This window comes from Mycobacterium numidiamassiliense (assembly GCF_900157365.1).
GTDB classification, from domain to species: Bacteria; Actinomycetota; Actinomycetes; order Mycobacteriales; family Mycobacteriaceae; genus Mycobacterium; species Mycobacterium numidiamassiliense.
The window spans coordinates 87,434-107,126 of sequence record NZ_FUEZ01000003.1; the positions used below are offsets into that span (position 1 = coordinate 87,434).

Here is a 19,693-nt window from a genome sequence, read left to right on the forward strand (position 1 = left end):
CCGTGACAGCACCCTCAAACGGAGCTGTGGACCCAACCGCGTTGCCCGACAATGCGATTGCGGTGGTCGGCATGGCCGGCCGGTTCCCTGGCGCCAACTCGCTGGCCGAGTTCTGGGACAACCTGCGCCAGGGCAAGGAATCGATCGTCACGCTGTCCGAACAGGACCTTGGTGCGGCCGGAGTCGGCGAGAAAACACTGTCGAACCCGTCCTATGTGCGGCGTGCGCCGCTGCTGGAAGGTATCGACGAATTCGACGCCGAATTCTTCGGTTTCCCACCGCAAGCCGCCCGGACCATGGACCCGCAGCACCGGCTGTTCCTGCAAACCGCTTGGCACGCACTGGAAGACGCGGGCTGCGACCCGGCCGACTTCGACGGGTCGATCGGCGTGTACGGAACCACCTCGTCGAGCGCGTACCTGCTGCACAACCTGATGTCGCACCAGGATCCGCATGTCGCCGTGGGCCAGGGGCTGAACTTCGAGACGGTCGGGCTGTCGATGCAGAACGACAAGGACTACCTCTCGACACGCGTCTCGCACCAGTTCGACCTGCGCGGTCCGAGCCTGACGATCCAGACCGCGTGCTCGTCCTCACTGGTCGCGGTGCACATGGCCTGCCTGAGCCTGCTCAGCGGGGAGTGCGACGTCGCGCTGGCCGGCGGTGTGTCACTGCGGGTTCCGCATCGCGTGGGCTACTGGCACGAGCCCGGGTCGATGGTGTCGGCCATGGGCAAATGCCGGCCGTTCGACGTGCGATGCGACGGCACGGTCTTCGGCAGCGGCGTGGGCATAGTGGTCCTCAAACCGCTGCAGGCCGCCGTCGATGCCGGCGACCGGATCCACGCCGTCATCCGCGGTTCGGCGATCAACAACGACGGATCCAGGAAAATGGGTTATGCGGCGCCCAATCCGGCCGCACAGGCGGACTGCATCGCCGAGGCACATGCGGTGGCCGACATCGATTCGTCGACCGTCAGCTACATCGAGACGCACGGAACCGCCACCCCGCTGGGCGATCCCATCGAGATCAAGGCCCTGCGGACCGCGTTCGCCGTGTCCTCGACACCCCGGCCCGGGCCGTGTGCGCTCGGAGCGGTCAAGTCGAACATCGGGCATCTGGAAGTTGCGTCCGGCGTCGCCGGCCTGATCAAGACGATTCTGTGCCTGAAGAACAAGGCGATTCCCGCGACTCTGCATTACACGAGCCCGAACCCGGAACTGCATCTCGACGAGACCCCGTTCGTCGTGCAGACCGAATACGGCCCGTGGGAATCCGACGGCGTACGCCGGGCCGGGGTGAGCTCGTTCGGGGTGGGCGGCACCAACGCACACGTCGTCGTGGAGGAGGCGCCGCCGGTGCCGGCCCGGGCCGAGCAGCCCGGCCCCCAGGTGCTGCTGCTATCGGCGAAAACCGCTGCGGCACTTGACGAGGCACGCTCCGAGCTGGCCGCGGCGCTGGACAGCCCCGACGCCGCCGATCTGGGCGACGTCGCCGCGACCCTGGCCCGCCGCCGCACGCACAACGTGCGGGCCGCCGTCGCGGTGCACGACCGCCGGCACGCGATCTCCGTGCTGCGAGCCGCGGAGCACGACAACGTCTTTACCGGCGCATCCGCCGGCGGTACCGACCACGCCGACAACCCCGACCGGGTGGTGTTCCTGTTTCCCGGGCAGGGTGCCCAGCACCCCGGGATGGCGCGCGGGCTCTACGACACCGAGCCGGTCTTCGCCCAGCACTTCGACGCCTGCGCGGCGGGCTTTCGCGAGGAGCTCGGTATCGACTTGCACGCCCTGGTCTTCGGCCTCGGATCGAAAGAAGCCACGGGCGAAGAGAACAACCTGGAACGCACCGATCGGGCCCAACCTTCGCTGTTCGCAGTGGAATACGCGTTGGGCAAGCTGGTCGAAAGCTACGGCGTGCGCGCCGGGGCGATGGCCGGACACAGCATCGGCGAATACGCGGCCGCCACACTGGCCGGGGTGTTCGACCTGCCCACGGCGATCAAGGTGGTGGCCAAGCGCGCCAGCCTGATGCATGCCTCGGCGCCGGGCGCCATGGTCGCGGTGGCGCTCAGCCCCGACGACATCGCCGAGCACCTGTCCGCCGACGTCGACCTGTCCGCGGTCAACGACCCGGGCAACTGCGTGGTCGCCGGGTCACCCGACGCGATCCGGGCATTCACCGCACGTCTTCGCGAGCACGGCATCCCGGCCCGACGGGTCCGCACCGCACACGCATTCCATTCCAGCGCAATGGATCCCGTGCTGCCCGAATTCGAGCAGTTCCTGTCGGGTCTGCAGCTGCACGAACCGCACACGCCGCTGCTGTCCAACATCACCGGAACCTGGATGACCGCCGAGCAGGCCACCGACCCGGCGACCTGGGCTCGTCAGATCCGCTCCACGGTCAGGTTCGCCGACGAGCTCGACGTGATGCTGAGCGATCAGCACCGGGTGCTGGTCGAGGTGGGCCCGGGCGGCAGCCTGACCGGCTCGGCGATCCGGCACCCGAAGTGGTCGGGCACGCACCGCGGCGTGCGGCTCATGCGTCACCCGGTGCAGAACACCGATGACCGGGACGCCTTCCTGCTCGGGCTCGGCCAACTGTGGGCGGCCGACGTGGCGGTGGACTGGACACCGCTGACCGGGTCAGCGCCCCAGCTCGTCACCCTGCCCGGCTATCCCTTTGCGCGCGAACGGCATTGGATCGACGTCAGGCCCACCGTGTGGACCGAGGCACCCACCGGGCTCAGCGGCTTGACCACCAACGGCGAGGCGGTCCCCGACGCGCCAGTCGATGGCCAGTCCGCGACCGAGGCGACGCTGCATCGCATCTGGACGCAGTGCCTGGGCGTCGCGACGCTGGACCGCAACGCCAATTTCTTTGAAATGGGCGGTGATTCCCTCATCGCGATCGGCATCTCGACCAGTGCCAACAACGCCGGCCTGACGGTCACCCCCCAGCATTTGTACGAACACCCGACCGTGGCCGGCCTGGCCGCCGCCCTCGACGCCGAGTTCACCGGCGCAGGGCTGACCGAACCACCCAGCGCCGAGGCGCATTTGCCGGTGCCCGCGAACATCGCCGGCTTCTTCGAACACGGCATCAGCGAGACCGGTCGCTGGCGCGTCCCACTGATCTTCCGGCTCGCGGCCGGCGTCACCATCGAGGACGTCCGCGCCGTGCTCACCGCGTTGACGAACCACCACGACGCATTGCGACTCCAATTCGTCGACCGTGCGGGAACGTGGGAGCAGCACATCAGCGCACCGCAGGAATTCGAGCGCCTGTCGTCGCGAACACTTCCCGACGACGTGGTCGCCGACCCGGCGGCGCAGCGGGCGGCGGTACTGGACGTGGTCGCCGAGCTGGTCGCCCAGGACGACCTGACCGCGTCGTTCACCGCGACGTATCTCGCTGGCGGCCAACATGGTTCGTACCTGGTCCTGTCCGCCCACGAGATCATCGCGGACAATGCCTCGCGCGAAATCCTGCTCCTCGACCTCTTCACCGCCTTCACCCAACGACTTGCGGGCGAAGAGATCCTGCTGTCCCCGACCAGCGCCAAATGGCGCGATTGGTCGCTGCGGTCCGGGACGCTGGCCACCCATCCGGCGGTGCTGGACACCTGCGACTACTGGCTGCAGAACTCGAGCAAGGCGACGCTGCGGCTGGGCGACCACCACGTCACCGGCCAACCCCGTGCCAGCGACTTGGTGCGGCTACCGTCGGCGCTGGCCGTCGAGGAGACGGCCGAACTCGACGAAACCCGCCGGAAGCTCAGCGTGTCGATGGAAGAACTCCTGCTCGCGGCGTTGAGCCGAACGATCGCCGGCACCGTCGGCGAGGGCGTGGTGTCGGTCGACCTCGAGGGCGCCGGACGTTCGGTGCTTCGGCCGGACGTCGATCTGCGCAGAACCGTCGGCCGGTTCACCACGATCTACCCGGCCGCGCTGCAGTGCGCGCAGGACGGCGCGTTAACCGACCTGCTGTCCGCGGTACACGACACCGCCACATCCGTTCCGCACTACGGGGTGGGTTACGGACTGCTGCGCTACGTCTACGCGCCGACCGCGCGGCTGCTGGGCGCACTCGAGGCCTCGGACATCCACCTGCGGTACATCGGCATGATCCCCCAATCGCCCAGCGTTGACGCACCGGTCCAGCTCGACTCCGACGCGGCAATGGGGGTGCGCGAGGCGATTCCGGGCCTGGGCCATGCCATCGAGCTTCGCGTGTACCGGTACTCCGGGGTGCTGCATCTCGACTGGTGGTACGACGCCCGCCGCGTGTCGAGCGCCCGCGCGGACGCGCTCGCGCAGCGATTCCCCGCGGCGCTGCGTGCACTGGTCAACGAAGCGATCGACGCCATCCCCGACCACGGGGACACGGACTCGGAACCCGTGGAACTGGCTCTGGTGGACTTGTCGTCGTTTGACGCGAGCTGAGGGGACGCTCGATGAGCAAGGCACAGAACACCTTTGACAAGGCTATCGTCGTGGACAAGGTGCACAAGGCGTTCGGGGACTTTGTCGCCCTGCACGAGGTCAGCTTCGAAGTCGGTCGCGGTGAGGTGCTGGGCCTGCTCGGGCCCAACGGGGCGGGCAAGACCACGCTCGTGGACATCCTGTCGACCCTGAGCCGCCCGGATCGGGGCCGCGCGGTGGTGGCCGGCTATGACGTCGTGTCCGAGCCGGCCGGCGTGCGTCGTTCCATCATGCTCACCGGCCAGCAGGTGGCGATCGACGAAACCCTGACCGGCCTGGAAAACCTCTTCATGTTCGGTCGCCTGTTCGGCTTGAAAAAATCGGCCGCGCGCCAGCGCGCCGACGAACTCATCGAAGAATTCGATCTGGTGTATGCCGCGAATCGGCGCGTGAAGACGTACTCGGGTGGGATGCGTCGACGCATCGACATCGCCTGCGGTTTGGTGGTACCGCCCCAAGTGGTCTTCCTGGACGAGCCGACCACGGGCCTGGATCCCCGTAGCCGGCAGAGCATTTGGGATCTGGTCAGCAATTTCAAGGGCCGCGGCATCGCCACGCTGCTGACCACGCAGTACCTCGAGGAAGCCGACGCGCTGGCCGACCGGATCGTCGTCATCGACCATGGGCGGGTCATCGCCGAGGGAACGGCCGACCAGCTCAAGGCGCGCACGGGCGGCAGCTTCTGCGAGATCGTTCCGCGGGATCTGCACGATCTGCCGGCGATCGCCGAGACGCTCGGCTCGCTGCTGCCGGAGAAGAACCGGGCCGCCCTGACGCCCGAATCCGATCGGATCACCCTGCCGGCCCCGGATGGCGCCAACACGCTGCTCGAGGCAGTCGGGCGGCTCGCCGCGGCCAACATCGCCGTCGCCGACATTGCTCTGCGGCGCCCGTCGTTGGACGACGTATTCCTTGCGCTGACAGACGATTCACCCCAGCCGCGTACGCCGGTCGCCGAGGTGGTCAGTTGACCGCCCCGGGCGTCGCGCGACCCCACCCGTCGATGCGCACTCAGTGGTGGGTGCTCACCAACCGCTTCATCGCCCCGACCCTGCGCAACGGTGAGGTCGTCGTCACCATCGCGGCCTCGGTGGTGTTCACGGCCGGCTTCTACATCCCGTTGCACGAGATCATGGGCACTGCCACCAGGGGCGTCTCCAGCAGCTACGCGCAGTACCTGATGCCGTTGATCGCCCTGGAAGCCATCACGTTCGCCGCGATGTCGACCGCATTTCGCGCGGCGACGGACTCGGTCCAGGGCATCAACCGACGGTTCAGGTCCATGCCGATCGCGCCGTTTACGCCGGTGGCCGCACGCATTTCGGCCGCGGTATACCGGTGCACGGTTGCGCTGACGGTGGCCGTCATCAGCGGTCACGTCATCGGGTTTCGCTTTCGCGGCTCGGCCGTCGACACCGTTGCCTTTTGCGTGCTGGTGCTCGTGATCGGAGCGGTGCTGTCCTTCCTTGCCGACCTGATCGGCACCGGGAGCCGCAATCCCGAGGCCATGGCTCCCGTGCTGACCCTGCCGCCGTTGATCTTCGGACTGCTGTCCGTCGGTGTTCAACCGGTGGAGCAGTTTCCGCACTGGGTTCAGGCGTTCGTCCGCAACCAGCCGATCTCCGAGTTCGTCAAGACCATGCACGCCCTGGCCGGCGACACCGCGCCGTTCAACGCGGCGGTTAGCTGGTCGGATGTGGCGCCGACGCTGGCGTGGTTATCCGGATTGACCGCGGTCCTGATACCGGCGGCCGCACTCATTTTGTCAAGGCGGGCATGATGACTCTGGTCTACGAGGAGACCGCGCCGCGCAGTGCGGACCGCCGCGTCCACGAGAATTCCGCGCGGGTGCTGCTTCCGCAAACATTGGTGCAGACGCGGCGGATACTGCTGAAGTGGGCGCGCGACCTCACCACCGTGATCATGGTGACGGCGTTACCCGTCCTTTTCTTGATCACGTTGAATATTGTTCTGGGCCACGCAATTTCGCAGATCACCGGGCACAGCGCCCTGTACGGTACCGTCCCGATGAACGCGCTGGCCGCCGCGATCAACGGATCGGCGGTCGGTGCGATCGGCCTCATCGGGGAGCGTGACGACGGACTGCTGCGCCGGCTGTGGGTGGTGCCCGTGCACCGTGCGTCGGGAATCTGTTCGCGGATCGCCGCCGAGATTGTTCGGACCATGATCACGACGGTGGTCGTGGTGGCCGCGGGCATGATCCTTGGTTTCCGCTTCCAGCAGGGCGTGCTTGCGACCTTGGCGTGGCTGGCCGTTCCGGTGCTCTTCGGACTCGCCTTCGCGACCCTCATCACCACGATTGCCTGGTATGCGTCGAGAAACTTTCTCCTCGAGGCGATTACGCTCGTGCACCTGCTGGCCGTCCTCTTCTCGACCGGGTTCTTGCCCCTGGACCAATTTCCGAAGTGGGTACGGCCGGTGGTCGCGCACCAGCCGATCAGCTACGCGATCGACGCGATGCGCGGACTGTCGCTCGGCGGCCCGGTGCGCGGGCCGATGATCGCCACGCTGCTATGGGTCGGCGGCATCACCGCGGTGTGCATAGCACCGACCCTCCGGGGCTATCGACAGGCCAGCACGCGCAGATAAGGGGAGGATCAGCAGTGTTTTCCGGATCGGTGATCCGCAAGCTCGCTCACAGCGAAGAAGTGTTCGCGGCCAATGAGACCTATTTCGGGTTGACCCTCAAGGTCATCGGCGACGTCGACATCGACGCGATGGCGGACGCCTTCGATGCGCTCCTGCAGTCGCATCCGATCTTCGCCGGCCACCTCGAGAAGGCCGACGACGGCCGGCACCACATAGTCGCCGAAGACACCATGCACCCGGGGATGTGGATCGTCGACGAGAACACCTCGGAGTCTGCGATCTCGGGTATGCGCCTGGACCAGGGCCAATCCCTGCTGAATCTTCGGCTGAAAGTCGGCAGCGAACAAAGCGAACTGACGCTGTTCGCGCACCACTCCCTGGCCGACGGGCACCATGTGTTCGGTCTCTTCGAAGAGCTGCTCTCCCTCTATACGGACGTGGTGACCACCGGCGATACCGGGCCGGTGGCGGCACAGCCCGCGCCCGAGCCACTCGAGTCGTTGCTCGAACAGCGTGGCGTGGCCAAGCAAGAGCGTTCCGGCCTCGAACGGCTTTTCCCGGCGGCGTTCGCTTACGACTTGCCCGCGCCGGCGAAGCCGATCCTGCCGTCGAATCCCGATGAGATTCAAGCCATTCCAGTGGCCGGCATCCGGCTCACCGAGCAGGAGACATCGGACCTGGTTGAGCTGGGGCGCGCCAACGAGGTCAGCCTCAACTCCCTGGTGGCCGCGGCCATCCTGCTGGCCGAGTGGGAACTGCGCAACACGCCGCACATTCCGATTCCCTACTTCTACCCGGTCGACCTGCGCTATCACCTGACGCCCCCGGTCGGCGCGACGGAAAGCACACTGCCACTGGGGTTGGCGAGCTACCTGGCCGAGATTGGGCCTGAGACCGAACTCGTCGACCTGGCCCGCGGCGTGGTTGACGCGTTTCGGTCCGACCTGTCCGAAGGCCTGATCCAGCAATCGTCGCTGCACTTCCAATTGCAATACGAAGGGTCGCTGCCGGGGCTCCCCCCGTTCGTGATGTGCACCGACGTCGGTTGGATCCCCGGCCTGCGCACACCGGAGGGCCTTCAGCTCAGCGACGTCTGTGGCGAGTTTTACTTCGCGCCCCGCGCCCCGATCGATCTCTACACGTGCGTGACGTTCGCCGGCCAACTGGTGATCGAACACCACTCGAACCTGCCCGCACCCGAGAAGTCCCTCGAGGGAATCCATTCCCTGCTGTGCGAAGCGCCCGCCGAAGACAGCTGGTTCACGGAGTGACGCGTGAACACCGAGCGTGAGTTCGACATCGTGTTGTACGGCGCCACCGGCTATTCCGGCCGGCTGACCGCCGAATACCTCGCGCGCCAAGGTGCGCAGGCACGCATCGCGCTGGCCGGTCGCGACACCGGACGGCTGCGGGCCGTGCGGCAGGCGCTGGGCCCGGCCGCACAGGACTGGCCGCTGCTCGTCGCCGACGCATCCCAGCCGTCGACGCTGGCGGCGGTGGCCGAGCGGACCCAGGTGGTGGTGACGACCGTGGGACCCTACGCACAATATGGTCTGCCCCTGGTGGCGGCCTGCGCCACGGCCGGAACCGACTATGCCGATCTGACCGGTGAGCTGATGTTCGTCCGGGACAGCATCGACCTGTACCACAAACAGGCCGTCGATACCGGCGCGAGGATCGTCGTCTCGTGCGGATTTGATTCGGTCCCTTCGGATCTCAACGCTTACCAGCTGTACCGCCGAGCGGTGCAGGACGGCACCGGAGAACTCACCGACACGACGTTGGTGCTGCGCTCGTTCAACCAGCTCGGGGCATCCGGTGGCACGGTCGCGTCGCTACTCGGAACGATGCGCACCGCATCGGGTGATGCGCAGGCCCGCAGGATCATCAACGACCCCTACACGTTCACCACCGACCGAGAAGCCGAACCGGAACTCGGGCGGCAGCGCGACTTCGGGTGGCGTCGAGGGCGCAACGTCGCACCCGAACTCGACGGCTTCTGGGTCGGTGGATTTGTCATGGGCCCCTACAACGCCCGAATAGTCCGACGTAGCAACGCATTACAAGACTGGTCGTACGGTAGGCGGTTCCGCTATGCGGAGGCGTTGAGCCTGGGCCGCTCGTTCGCGGCACCGGTAGCATCCGCGATTGTGACGGCGTCCCTGGGGGCCGCCAACGGCCTGGGCAATCGATACTTCCGCCGGTTGCCTCGACGACTCGTGGAACTCATCACGCCCAAGCCGGGCGCCGGACCCGGCGTTGCGGCGCGAAAACGTGGTTACTACACCGTCGAGACCTACAGCACCACCACGACCGGCGCCCGCTACCTGGCGACCTTCGGGCAGAACTGCGATGCCTACCAGGGCACGTCGGTACTGCTCGGCGAAAGCGGTCTGGCGCTGGCACTCGATCGCGACCGGCTCTCCGGGTTACGGGGAGTGCTCACTCCCGCTGCGGCAATGGGCGATCCGCTGCTGGCGAGGCTCGCCGCCGCCGGGGTGTCGGTGCGGACGACCCGGCTGGGCTGAACCCGGTACCTATCCGGTCGCCGTCGACCGGCCCTCATCGGCCACCAGCGTCTCGGCCAGGTGCAGGCTCAAAGCGTGGGCCGTGTTGTGGGTGGCAATGGCTTTGGGCGTGATCCGGATGCCGGTCTCGGCTTCGATGCGGGTCCGCAGCTCCAGATTGCCCAGTGAGTCCAGTCCGTGCTCGACGAACGGGCGGTCGGGATCGACCGCCCGGCGCAGGATCAGGCCGGTCTGCTCGGTGATCAGACGCCGAAGCCGGGTGGGCCATTCGTCCTGCGATAGTGTCCGAAGTTCGTTGCGCAGGGTGCTGGCGTCGGCCCGCTCGCCCCGGGCGTTCTGGAAGGCTTCGGCGAACGGGCTGTGCGCAACCAATTCGGCCAGCCACGGCATTCCGGTGGTCGGGACGTAGCCCGTGTAGCCACGGTCGAAGCGCAAGAGTTCCTCGAACGCCGCCGCACCCTCGTCGGGAGCGATCATCGTGGTGCGGCCGCCCTCCGCCAGGTGTGTGGCGCGCCCGACCTCGCCCCATGCCCCCCACGCGATGGCAAGTGCCGGCAGACCGAGGCTGCGCCGCCAGTGCGTGAGTCCGTCCACCCAGCTGTTGGCCGCCGCGTATGCGCCCTGACCGGGTGAGCCGAGCAACGCGGCCGCCGACGAGAAACAGCAGAACCAGTCCAGCGGCTCGTCGAGCGTCGCGTTGTGCAGGTTCCACGCGCCGTAAACCTTTGGCGCCCAGTCGCGGTCGATCAGCTCGTCGGTGATGTTGGCCAGTGTGGCGTCCTCGACCACCGCCGCGGCATGCAGCACCCCACGCAACCGAAGTCCGGTGGCCTTCGCCGAGGCCACCACGCGGGCCGCGGTGTCGGCCTCGGCCATGTTGCCGCACTCCACGACGACGTCGACCCCGCTGGCACGGATTCGCGAAACGGCTTGCTGTGCCTTGGAAGTCGGGGCGGACCGGGCGGTGAGCACGATCCGGCCGCAACCCGCCTTGCCCATCTGGTTGGCCAGGAACAGCCCGAGCCCGCCCAGGCCGCCGGTGATGATGTAGGCACCGTCGTCGCGGAAGATCTTGGCCACCTCCGGCGGGACCACCACCGTGTTGTGTCCCTCGTGCGGAACGGACAGGAGGAGTTTGCCGGTGTGCTCGGCCGCGCCCATCACCCGAATTGCCGTGGCCGCCTCGGCAAGTGGGTAGACGGTGCGCTCGAGCGGGGGCAACTCACCGTCGCCGACGAGCCGGTACACCGTGCGCAGCAGCTCGCCTACCTGCTGCGGATGACTGGCGGCCATCAGCGCCAGGTCGAGATAGTGGAAAGTGAGGTTGCGGCGGAATGGGTACAGGCCCAGGCGGGTGTCCCCGTAGACATCACGCTTGCCGATCTCCACGAACCGGCCACCGATCGCCAGCAGTTCGAAGCCGGCGCGTTGGGCGGCGCCGGTGACGGAGTTGAGCACGACGTCGACGCCGTACCCGTCGGTGTCGCGGCGGATCTCCTCGGCGAATGCGGTGCTGCGCGAGTCATAGACGTGCTCGACGCCCATGTCGTGCAGGAGTGCACGCCGCTGCGGGCTGCCCGCCGTCGCGAAGATCTCCGCCCCCGCCAACCGGGCTATCGCCATCGCGGCCCGTCCGACGCCACCGGTCGCCGAGTGGATCAGCACGCGCTCCCCGGGCTTGATCCTGGCCATGTCCTGCAGGCCGTACCAGGCGGTGGCGTACGCGGTTGTCGCCGCGGCGGCCTGCTCGGCGTCCAAGCCGGACGGAAGCGTGACGGCAAGGTTGGCGTCACAGGTGACAAATGTTGCCCAACAACCATTCTCGGACACACCGCCGACGCGGTCGCCGACCTGGTGATCGGTGACGCCAGGCCCGACCGCGCTCACCACGCCCGCGAAATCCATACCCAGCCGCGGTTGCCGCCCGTCGACGCTGGGGAATCGGCCCATGGCGATCAGCACGTCGGCGAAGTTGAGACTGGAGGCGCTCACCGCCACCTCGATCTGCCCCGGCCCCGGCGGGGTGCGGTCGAACGCGACGAGCTCCAGCCCTTGCAGGTCACCGGGGGTGCTGATCTCCAGACGCATGCCCTCGTGCCGAGGGTCGGCCGGGGCGGTACGCCGCTCGTCCGGACGCAACGGGGCCGGGCGCAGCCGGGCCGTGTACCACTGTCCGCCGCGCCAAGCGGTCTCGTCTTCGCCCGAACCCGCGAGCAGCTGGCGGGCCACCTGTGCGGCGTCCGTACCCGCATCCAGGTCGATCTGGCTGGCCCGCATCCGGGTGTGTTCGGCGGCGATCACCCGCATCAGCCCGCGCAGTCCCGCCTGGTCCAGACTGGGCCGGTCATCGGGCAACACCGTCTGCGTGTTGCGGGTCACCACATACAGGCGAGGCGGCTCGTCGCGGCATTCCGTCACCTGGCGCGCGATCCGCACCAGTTGTCGAACCTGCTCGCGGCCGCGGCTCGCACACTGCTCGTCGTTGCCGGCTGCCGCCGGTCCGGTCAGGACCACCACGCCGCCGACGTCAGCCAGCTCGCGGCCCAGCTGCTCGGCGTCGTGTTGTTGCCAGCGCACGGTTTTACATTGCGCGCCTTCAGTTTTCAGCGCATCGGCCAATTCGGCCGGCAAGAGATCGTCGGCATCGGAGGTGACGAGCAGCAGCCACGTCCCGGCCTCACCACCCGCCGCTGCGGGCAGTTCGCGCTGCTGCCAGTCGATCGTCAGCAGGCGCTCGGCCATTAACCGTTGGCGGGCACCACTTTCGGTGACGTCGCTGCCGACCCGCAGTCCACGCACGGTCAGCAGCACCGCCCCGTTCTCGTCGAATACGTCGAGATCGGTTTCCATCCCGGTCGGGTGTGTTTCGGTCACCCGGCTCAGGCAGTAGCGAGCGGTCTGCAGCGGACCGAAGCTGCGTATGCGGCGCACGCCCAACGGCAACAGCATGCCGCCGTTGCCCACATCACGGCTGCGCGCATGGGCGGCTGCGGATTGAAAGCATGCATCCAGCAGCGCCGGATGCGCGCCATAGCCGGTCTGCTGTGCGCGAATCGATTGCGGCAGTTCCACTTCCGCCAGAATGGTGCCGTCTTTTCTGTCGACGGTGCGCGCGGCGGTCAGCCCGGCGAACGCCGAGCCGAAGTGCACACCCCGGTCGTCGAACCACTGCCGCAGCTCATCACCGTCCACCCGATGAGGGTGCGCGGCGAGCAGGGCGGCGACGTCGTGCGCGGGCGGCTGGATGATCTCGCCGAGGGCACGCAGGGTCGCCGACGCCCGTCGCGCCCGCTCCCCCTCGTGGTTGGTTTGCACCTCGAAGGCGGCGACGCCGGGCGCCTGGACCAACGCGTCGGAGTTCAGCGGGGTCTCGTCGTCGAGCAACAACATCTGTTCGAAGCGAAGGTCACAGACCTCCGACGCCTCGCCGAGCGTCGCGCGCGCCGCGGCCAGCGCCATTTCGCAGTAGGCGGCACCGGGGAACGCCGGCACCGCGTGAACCTGATGGTCGGTGAGCCATGGGTGGGCAGTGGTACCGACTTCGCCCGCCCACACGTGGCGCTCCGGCTCCTCCGGCAGCCGCACGTGCACACCCAGCAGCGGGTGCACCAAGACGGTGCGGCCCCCCGCTGCCGCGGATCCCTCGCCGTCGCCGGCCAGCCGCGGACGATGCGCGACGGCGCCGATCCAGTGGTGGGTATGGTGCCACGGCGCGGTGGGCAGCGACGGGTGCGGCTCGGGCGGGTGCGGGGTTTGCGGCCGATCGGTGGTGTGACTGGCGTTGAGGTTGGAGTGGAACATCCATGTGTCGTCGGCATCGCGCTGCAGCGAGCTGACGATGTGGTGATCGTCGCTGGCGCCGAGGGCGTCGTTGATGGCGTGGATGAGTAGCGGGTGCGGGCTGACTTCGATGAAGGTGGCGTGCTTGGCCCCGGCCGTGGCGACCGCCTGGCTGAAGCGAACCGGGTTGCGCAGGTTGGCCGCCCAGTGGTCGGCGTCGAACACCGGCGCATCGCCGTCGGGGTCGCAGGTCGTGCTGATCACCGGAATGGCCGGCTCATCCGGGGCCAAATCTGCTAGCTCAGAACGTAATTCGGGCAGGATCGGCTCGACGATCCGGTGATGGGAGGCCACGTCGACCTCGATGCGCCGGGCCAGCCGGTCGTCGGCGGCCACGACCGCCATCACCGCGTCGACCTGGTCGGGCGGGCCGGCGATCACCGTCTGGCTCGGCGAGGAGTACACGGCGATGCTCACCTGCGGATAGTCGGCCAGCAGCTTCTCGGTAGCCGCGGCGTCGGATTCCAGCAGCGCCATGGCGCCCTGCCCGGCCAGCCGCGCCATCAACCGCGACCGCGTGGCGATCACCCGCAGCCCGTCGGTGACGCTCAAGGCCCCGGCCACCACCGCGGCGGTGACCTCGCCCATCGAATGCCCGATCACCGCGTCCGGCTCGACGCCATAGGAGCGCCACAACGTGGTCAGCGCCAACTGCACACCTACCAGCACCGGCTGAATCCGCTCGATGCCGGTCACCGCCTGGCCCTCGGCCAGTACCCGCTGTAGCGAAAAACCAGTCTGCGCAACGAATATCGGCTCCAGCTTGGCGACCGCCTCGGCGAACACCGGCTCATCGGCCAGCAACTGCCGTCCCATCCCCGCCCACTGCGAGCCCTGACCCGAGTACACAAAGACGATGCCGGGACGCGATGTTCCCTCGTGTGGGGCAACCACTCCATCGGCCGGCTTGTCCTCCGCCAACGCCCGCAGGCCGGCTATCGCCTGCTTGCGATCGCGCGCGCACACCGTGCCGAACAGTGCGTGCCGCGGCCGGTGGTGATTGAGCGTATGCGCGACCTCGGCGAGCGCCACGTCCGCGCCGTCGCCGTCCATCCACTCGGCCAGCGCCGACGCCCAGGACGCCACTCGTTCGGTCGTCTTGCCCGAGACCACCAGTGTGCTCACCGCCGGGTCCGGCTGGGAAGCAACGGGATCCATCGCGGGGGCCTGTTCGATCACGACATGAGCGTTGGTGCCGCCGAAGCCGAACGACGACACTCCCGCCCGCCGCGGAAGCCCGGTTTCCGGCCAATCAGTTTGTTCCGCAACGACTTTGAGGCGCATGTCCTGGAACGGAATATGCGGGTTCGGAGTCGCGAAGTTCAGGTTCGGCGGGATGTGCCCGCGGTGTACCGCCAGCACCGCCTTGATCAGACCCGCGATCCCGGCGGCCCCCTCGAGATGGCCCATGTTCGATTTGACGGCGCCGATGAGCAGCGGAACGTCTTCGGGGCGTCCGCGACCCAGCACCGTACCCAGCGCACGGGCCTCGATGGGGTCGCCCAACAGCGTTCCGGTTCCGTGGGTCTCGACATAGTCCACCTGATGCGGCGCGACGCCCGCGTTGGCGCACGCCGCGCGCAGCACCGCCATCTGTGCGGCCGGGTTCGGTGCCATCAGCCCGTTCGAGCGGCCGTCCTGGTTGACCGCCGATCCCCGTATCACCGCGAGCACACGATCCCCGTCGCGTACGGCGTCGCTCACCCGCTTGAGCACCACCGCCCCGCAACCCTCGCCGCGGACGAACCCATCCGCGTCCGCGTCGAAGGACCTGCACTGACCCGTCGGCGACAAGGCCTCGGCTCCGTCGAAGCTGCGAAAGATGGCCGGCGACAACAACAGGTTCACTCCCGCTGCGATGGCCAGGTCGCAGTCCCCCGCCCGCAGGCTCTGGGCTGCCAGGTGTACGGCCACCAGCGACGACGAACAGGCCGTGTCCACCGCCACGGAGGGGCCGCGAAGATCCAGGAAGTACGAGAGCCGATTGGCGATGATGCTCAGCGCGCCACCGATGTTGCTCCAGGCGTCGACGCGACTCAGATCCGTGCCCGCCAGGTATCCGTAGTCGGTCGCACACGCTCCGGCGAAAACCCCGGTCTGCGAACGCCGCAGGGATTCGGCAGGAATTCCGGCGTGCTCCAACGCTTCCCAGGCCACCTCCAGCAACAAGCGCTGCTGCGGGTCCATCGCGGTCGCTTCGTGTGGTGAGATCTCGAAGAATTCCGCGTCGAAACCGTCGACGTCGGTCAACACCGAACCCCACCGAGTGGTGGCGGCCAACGCCGTCGCGATCTCCGGCGAACCGTCGTCATACGGCTGCCATCGACCGGCGGGCACCTCGGCTATCGATGAACGACCCTCACAGAGGAAGCGCCAGAACGTTTCCGGCCCGGAAATGTCGCCGGGAAAACGACAGCCCAACCCGATCACAGCGATCGGCTCGTCTACCCAACCGCGCTCGGCCGGGATCCCTTCAGCCGCGGATTCCGACTCGGGTGTGGTGAGGAATTTGACCAATTCGTTGATCGTGGGGTGCTGCCAAAAATCCAGCGGCGACACCGCCCGGCCGGCGACCGAGGCCAATTCCCCTGAGAGTACGACCGCGTCACGCGAGCCCACTCCCAAGTCGTTGAACGCCGCGTCGGAGTCGACGTCGTCGCGCTCACAACCGATCTCGGTAACCAGATACTCGATCAACCAGCGCCGCAGCCCCGCTTCATCGGGAACTGCCGTCGTCACGCCGAGACATCCAAGCGCTCAAACTCCTCCCGGCGGTAGCTTTCGGCACACGTTGACCGCCGGACCTTGCCGCTCGTCGTGATCGGCAGCGAACCCGGTGCCACGAGAACAAGGTCGGCGATGCGCACACCGTGCGCGCTCGAGATCGCGGCCGTGACGTTCCGCTTGATCGAGCGCAGACCCGCCAAGCTCTCCTCGTCGGATCCGCCCCGGTTCTTCACCTCCGCGATCGCGACAAGCTGCTCGCTGGTGTCGTCGGCAACCGAGATCGCCGCCACCCGGCCCTTGGTGATCTGCGTGATCGTCGCCTCGATGTCGTCGGGGTAGTGATTGCGTCCGTCCACGATCAGCAGATCCTTGAGGCGGCCCATGATGAACAATTCGCCGTCGTGCAGGAACCCCAGGTCACCCGTCCTCATCCAGGGGCCTTCGGGTGTCCCCGGGGTGGGAGTGACCAACTTTGCACCGAAGGTGCGCTTGGTCCGTTCCGGATTCCGCCAATATCCCGTGCCGATGTTGTCGCCGTGGGCCCAGATCTCGCCGATGACCCCCGCTTGCGTCTCGGTCCTGGTTTCGGGGTCGACGATCCGCACCAGCGGTGACTTCAGTGCGCCGTAGCCGATGAGGTCGCTGCCGCCCTCCTCCTCGGTGCATGGCGTCGCCCGACCGCCCGACAGTTGCTCGTACTGGAAGCGCACGGACGTGGGCGCCTGCCCCGTCTTCGCGCTCGCCACGTACAGCGTCGCCTCGGCGAGTCCGTAGGACGGCCGCACGGCCGTGGCGGGCAGGTTGTATCGCGAGAATTTGTCCATGAAGCGGGCGATCGATGCCGGCTGGACCCGTTCGCTGCCGTTGGCCAGTCCGACCACCTGGCCGAGGTCAAGCCCAGCCATGTCGTCGTCCGATATTCTGCGCACCGCCAGGTCGAAGGCGAAATTGGGCCCGCCGGAGAACGGCCTGGGGTTGCTCGCGAGCAGCCTCATCCACCGGGCGGGCTCGACCAGAAATGCGATCGGGCTCGTCAACACCGCGGGACGTGCCCACACCGTGGGGAAACAGATCCCCTGGATGAGCCCCATGTCGTGATAGAAGGGCAACCACGACACCAGCGATTCCGGTGGCCCCGAAATATCGAACAGGCCCGACTCCAGCTGGTGGCAATTGGCCACCACGTTCTCGTGGGTGAGCACGACGCCGGCCGGCTGGCCGGTCGACCCCGAGGTGTACTGCAGATACGCTTCCTTGGGATGCTCGTATTCGACCGGGCTGAATTCGCCTGTCGAATAGAAGTCGAGTGAGTCGATTTCAATGACCGCCGGTGCGGCCGAAGTTCCGTACGACTCGGCGTATTTGATGACCCCATCAACGGCGGCGGAGGTCGTGATAATGGCGGCAGGTGTGCAATCCTGCAGTGCCGACGAGATGCGGTCATCGTGGGCGCCGAATTGCGGGACCGACAGCGGAACCGCGATGAAGCCGGCTTGCAACGCGCCGAAAAACGCAACGAGGTAGTCCAGGCTCTGCGGCGCCAATATGGCCACGCGATCGCCGGTTGACCCACAGCGTCGGAGTTCGTCAGCAACCGTTGCCGCACGACGGTGCAGCTGCGCCCAGGTCAAGCTTTCGGCGAACCCTTTCGGATCCACGTCGTAATCGATGAATGTGAACGCCGTGTCGCTGGGCTGCCGGCGAGCATTCTCGCCGAGCACCGCAGGAATGGAGGACTCAAGTACGGACATCACGCTACCCTTCCGATTTCTACAAATTATTGGTGCGCATCCCGTCCCCCGAGGGATACAGCAGCTTGGCCTTCGTGCAGCCACCGCCCCGTGCCGCTACCGGTACGAACGTTTAAGTTGGCAACACCACCCCATATACAAAGGCTTCAAGGCCGACGCGGGTGTCTATCGCGGGCCCTCGTTCGAGGCGGCCTGCCGCGGTGCGGAGCAGCACCGAGCCAGCTCGCCTGCGCTTTTCCGGCATGGGGTGCATCGCTCTGCGGGCGCTCGGCTGGCATGAGCTAGCGCCCGGTGTCATGACCACCTCCACTTCGCCGAACCTACACGTTCTCTTGCGCCCCCGTTGGCGAATCGGCAATCTCTTGACCAGCCATTATCGCGCGACGACTGGGACGCTGGTCCAACAAGTAATTAGCACGCCTCACGATCGATGTGGTTTCGCGACGGCCCCGAGGCCTGGGGTGGGCTCGCCCACGGCTTCGCGGGCGGAATCGTCGCGAATGCGTGATGATCGACTTCGAGCAGATGGAGGCAGGGCCACCGTGATCGGCAACATGCTGGCAGCGATCGAACATGCCCTGGCGCTGGCCGGGTCCATGACCTGGGAAATCCTTTGGGCGCTGATTCTGGGCTTCGCCCTGTCGGCGATCGTCCAGGCGGTGGTGCGACGCTCGACGGTCGTGGCCCTGCTCGGCGACGACCGACCGCGCACCCTGGCGGTGGCCGCCGGTCTCGGGGCGGCATCGTCGTCGTGTTCGTATGCCGCGGTCGCCTTGGCCCGGTCGTTGTTCCGCAAGGGGGCCAACTTCACCGCCGCCATGGCCTTCGAGATCGGCTCCACCAACCTCGTCGTCGAGTTGGGCATCATCTTGGCCCTGCTGATGGGCTGGCAGTTCACCGCCGCGGAGTTCGTCGGCGGCCCGCTGATGATCGTGGTGCTGGCCACGTTGTTCCGGTTGTTCGTGCGGTCCCGCCTGGTCGACGCCGCCCGCGAGCAGGCCGAGCAGGGCATCGCCGGTTCGATGGAAGGGCACGCCGCGATGGACATGTCCATCAAACGCGAGGGCTCGTTCTGGCAGCGACTGTTTTCCGGGGAGGGCTTCACGTCGGTTTCGCACGTGTTCGTGATGGAGTGGCTGGCCATCCTGCGCGACCTGGTGCTGGGGCTGTTGATCGCCGGTGCCATCGCGGCGTGGGTCCCCGAAACGTTCTGGCGAGGTTTCTTTTTGACTGACCACCCCGGCCTCTCGGCGCTGTGGGGGCCGATCGTCGGGCCCATCGTCGCGATCGTCTCCTTCGTCTGCTCCATCGGCAACGTGCCACTGGCGGCGGTGCTGTGGAACGGAGGCATCAGCTTTGGCGGCGTGATCGCATTCATCTACGCCGACCTGCTGATCCTGCCGATCCTGAATATCTACCGTAAGTACTACGGCACCCGGATGATGCTCACGCTGCTCGGGACCTTCTACGCCGCGATGGTCACCGCCGGGTACCTCATCGAATTGCTTTTTGGCGCAACGAATCTGGTTCCGACTCAGCGCAATGCCGCGGTCATGCAGGCGTCGATCTCGTGGAACTACACCACCTGGCTCAATATCGTCTTCCTCGTCATCGCGGCCTTGCTGGTCGTCCGGTTCGTCACGTCCGGAGGCATGCCGATGGTGCGCATGATGGGCGGCTCCCCTGAGTCGACGGACGGTCACCAGCATCGCGGTCATGATTGCGACTGACGACCGCTACGGCACTG

Annotated in this window: 9 protein-coding genes; 7 read left to right on the plus strand and 2 right to left on the minus strand. The window is 67.3% G+C overall.

Annotated features, from left to right (window positions below; all coding sequences use genetic code 11):
- The first annotated feature begins 2 nt into the window (after positions 1 to 2).
- Genes MNAB215_RS00225 through MNAB215_RS00250 form a run of 6 tightly spaced genes read left to right on the plus strand, consistent with a single transcriptional unit; the run spans position 3 to position 9,628 of the window.
- Positions 3 to 4,451: a type I polyketide synthase gene (locus MNAB215_RS00225; RefSeq protein WP_281253270.1), complete on the plus strand. Its 4,449-nt coding sequence runs from the start codon at positions 3 to 5 to the stop codon at positions 4,449 to 4,451.
- Between the two features lie 11 nt (positions 4,452 to 4,462).
- Positions 4,463 to 5,461 carry an ATP-binding cassette domain-containing protein gene (locus MNAB215_RS00230; protein WP_077076934.1) on the plus strand — a complete coding sequence of 333 codons (999 nt, stop codon included), beginning with the start codon at positions 4,463 to 4,465 and terminating at the stop codon, positions 5,459 to 5,461.
- A gap of 32 nt (positions 5,462 to 5,493) precedes the next feature.
- Positions 5,494 to 6,270, plus strand: coding sequence for an ABC transporter permease (locus MNAB215_RS00235; RefSeq protein WP_077076933.1), 777 nt, complete (start codon positions 5,494 to 5,496; stop codon positions 6,268 to 6,270).
- Positions 6,267 to 7,100 (plus strand): ABC transporter permease, encoded by an 834-nt coding sequence (locus MNAB215_RS00240; protein WP_077076932.1) that lies wholly within the window; start codon positions 6,267 to 6,269, stop codon positions 7,098 to 7,100. Before MNAB215_RS00235 ends, MNAB215_RS00240 begins: the two co-directional genes overlap by 4 nt.
- Positions 7,101 to 7,114: 14 nt before the next feature.
- Positions 7,115 to 8,371 (plus strand): phthiocerol/phthiodiolone dimycocerosyl transferase family protein, encoded by a 1,257-nt coding sequence (locus MNAB215_RS00245; protein ID WP_077076931.1) that lies wholly within the window; start codon positions 7,115 to 7,117, stop codon positions 8,369 to 8,371.
- 3 nt (positions 8,372 to 8,374) lie between these two features.
- Complete coding sequence (locus MNAB215_RS00250) at positions 8,375 to 9,628, plus strand: saccharopine dehydrogenase family protein (protein ID WP_077076930.1); 1,254 nt, start codon at positions 8,375 to 8,377, stop codon at positions 9,626 to 9,628.
- A 9-nt stretch (positions 9,629 to 9,637) separates the two neighbouring features.
- Here the strand turns inward: MNAB215_RS00250 and pks2 are convergent, their stop codons facing one another.
- Both pks2 and MNAB215_RS00260 read right to left on the minus strand, forming a co-directional pair.
- Positions 9,638 to 16,207 carry a sulfolipid-1 biosynthesis phthioceranic/hydroxyphthioceranic acid synthase gene (gene pks2, locus MNAB215_RS00255; RefSeq protein WP_083745948.1) on the minus strand — a complete coding sequence of 2,190 codons (6,570 nt, stop codon included), beginning with the start codon at positions 16,205 to 16,207 and terminating at the stop codon, positions 9,638 to 9,640.
- Entirely contained in the window at positions 16,204 to 17,946 is a 1,743-nt protein-coding gene (locus tag MNAB215_RS00260) for an AMP-binding protein (protein ID WP_077076929.1), read from the minus strand. The genes pks2 and MNAB215_RS00260 overlap by 4 nt, the downstream gene beginning before the upstream one ends.
- A gap of 554 nt (positions 17,947 to 18,500) precedes the next feature.
- On the opposite strand from MNAB215_RS00260, the gene MNAB215_RS00265 reads away from it, so the two are divergent.
- Complete coding sequence (locus MNAB215_RS00265; protein ID WP_077078285.1) at positions 18,501 to 19,676, plus strand: permease; 1,176 nt, start codon at positions 18,501 to 18,503, stop codon at positions 19,674 to 19,676.
- The last annotated feature ends 17 nt before the right edge of the window (positions 19,677 to 19,693 follow it).